1 protein-coding gene and 1 pseudogene are annotated in these 2866 nt (G+C 45.3%); both read left to right on the plus strand.

Features of this window, described 5'->3' with window-relative positions; translation table 11 throughout:
• A pseudogene (locus tag JCM17102_RS28700) lies at positions 1 to 1766 on the plus strand (peptidase domain-containing ABC transporter); the annotation flags it as partial.
• Positions 1723 to 2866 (plus strand): HlyD family secretion protein (locus JCM17102_RS20770; protein ID WP_025076544.1); only part of this gene is annotated, 1144 nt, incomplete at its 3' end. The pseudogene JCM17102_RS28700 and the gene JCM17102_RS20770, both read left to right, overlap by 44 nt.

Consider the following 2866-nt stretch of genomic DNA (forward strand, 5'->3'; position numbering starts at 1 on the left):
AAGATTCAAAAGTTTTGAAAACCTTCTAGGTTACTTTACTCCTTACAAAAAAGCCTTCGGAATACTCTTCTTCATCATGTTCATCGCCACCATCCTGCAAGCCTTTCTCCCTTTTATATCCAAAGCCGTCATCGACACCGGGATACGCACCCAAGACGTGAACTTCGTCTACATGGTACTAGCCGCCAATATCGTATTACTCTTAAGCATCACCCTTTCCAATGTCCTTCGGGACTGGGTATTGCTTCATGTCACTACCCGAGTCAATATCTCCCTAATCTCAGACTATCTGATCAAACTGATGAAACTTCCCGTCTCCTTCTTCGAAAACAAACTGGTAGGAGATATCCTGCAACGCGCCTACGACCACGAGCGCATCCGCCACTTCATCATGAACAACTCATTGGGCATGATCATTCTCCTCCGTCACCTTTGTCATATTCAGCGCCATCCTGCTGATCTTCAATCAAACCATCTTCTTCATCTTTCTGGTCGGTAGCATCCTCTATGTCCTCTGGGTCTTTGTTTTCCTGAAAGTCAGACGTAAGCTGGATTGGGAGTACTTTGACATCCTCTCCAAAGACCGTAGCTACTGGGTAGAAACCATCGGCAACATTCAAGAAATCAAGATCAATAACTACGAAGACACCAAACGTTGGAAATGGGAAGGCATACAAGCCCGCCTTTACAAACTGAATGTGAAGATCTTGAACATCAACAACGCCCAGATGCTAGGCTCACAGTTTATCAACAGCATGCAAAACATGGCCGTCACCTTCTTTTGCGCCATAGCCGTAATCCATGGAGATATCACCTTCGGCATCATGATCTCGACACAATTTATTATCGGCATGCTCAATGGCCCTGTCGCCCAGTTTGTCGGTTTTGTGCAATCCGCCCAATACGCCAAAATAAGCTTCATGCGCATCAATGAGATTCACAAGCTTGAAGACGAAGACGATATGGTTTCCGTTTCCTCCAATAGCATGGATTTGCCTAAAGACAAAAGCCTGAACGTGAAAAATCTTTCTTTCGCTTATTCTCCCAACGCCCCGATCGTGTTGAAAGGCATTTATCTAACCATCCCTGAAGGCAAAGTGACCGCCATCGTCGGGGACAGCGGTTGTGGCAAATCCACCTTGTTAAAACTCCTACTACGTCTTTACCTTCCTTCCTATGGCGAGATCTGTATCGGTGACATGAACATCAACAACGTCAGCCTTCGCCAATGGCGAACCCAATGCGGCTGCGTCATGCAAGAAGGAAAAGTCTTTAACGACACCATCCAGAATAACATCGTACTGAATGAAGAGAAAGTCGATTACGAAGCCTTGAAACGCGCTACAGACATCGCCAACATCTCCAAAGAAATCGAATCCATGCCACAAGGCTACCAGACCATGATCGGCGAAATGGGACGCGGTCTGAGTGGCGGTCAGAAACAACGTTTATTAATCGCGCGAGCACTCTATAAAAATCCCGATTATCTATTCCTGGATGAGGCAACCAATGCACTCGATACCATCAACGAACAGAAAATAGTCTCCGCGCTGAATAACGTTTTTAAGAACCGTACCGTGATTGTCATAGCCCACCGTCTGAGTACGATCAAGAAAGCAGACCAGATTGTCGTCATGAAAGGGGGGATGATTGTAGAGCTGGGCAACCACAATGGCCTGATGGAAAGAAGAGGACACTATTACGAACTAATACAAAGCCAATATGATCTTGACCCTGTTGAAATTACGTCCTACACGCAAGGATAACACGAAACGCAGTGAAGAAGTCGGTGACATCATAGACCGTATGCCCACCTCCTTCGGCAGATGGGTCGCTTCCGCCATTATAATCTTCACCCTCCTGCTTTTTGTCTTCGGTTGGATCATCAAATATCCCGATGTCGTAACCGGGCAAATAACAATCAATTCCAATACCGCTCCTGTCAAACTACCCGCCCATACGTCGGGTAAAATAGACATATTAGGTTTTGAAGCTCAAGACTCAGTGAAAGAAGGAGCCTACATCGCCGTTATTCAAAACTCGGCAAAAACAGAAGATGTTCAGTCTGTGGCCTCCCTTATTCACGACTTTGATCCTAATAATCCCTCCTTATTTCCCCAAGCCATCCAAGCCTTCCCCGAGAAAGTCTCTTTAGGTGAGTTGAATATGCAGTACTACACATTTCTATCCTCATTGAAAAATATATCAGATTACCACAAAGACAATGTTTACGAACAACAACGTATAAGCCTTCAAGACGGCATCGCATGGAAAACCGAAATCTTGAAAGAAACAGAAAAAGCCCTTTCCATCTCGAACGACAATCTGGATATAACCGAAAAATGGTACAAAAAATACAGTTCCCTCAACAAAGAAATAGTAACCACCTACGATCTGGAAGTAGACCGTAGCAAAGCGGAATATCTGTCCGCCAAGCAAAGCAACCAGAACCTGGTCAAAGAAATCGCCTCTATCCGAATGCAAATAGCGGAAAGCAGGAACAGACTATCCCAACTGACAGTGGAGAAGCATGGAGCAGAAAGACAGATGCATCTGGAGCTATTATCCTCTTACCATGAACTGAATGACCAAATGAAGCAGTGGGAGCAAACTTATGTGTTCAAAGCCCCCTTCGACGGTCAGGTGGAGTTTCTTAAATTCTGGACGAACGGTCAGTTTGTACAGGCCGGAGAAAATGTGTTCAGTATCGTACCTAAAGAGAATAAGATACTAGGACAGGTGTTGCTCCCTGCGATGGGAGCCGGCAAGGTCAAAGAAGGCAGTAGTGTTTCCATCAAACTGGATGACTACCCCTATGCCGAATTCGGCTCCATCAAAGGTACTGTGAAATCGATATCTCTCATCA

This window comes from Bacteroides faecichinchillae JCM 17102, assembly GCF_000614145.1.
In the GTDB taxonomy this organism is placed as follows: domain Bacteria; phylum Bacteroidota; class Bacteroidia; order Bacteroidales; family Bacteroidaceae; genus Bacteroides; species Bacteroides faecichinchillae.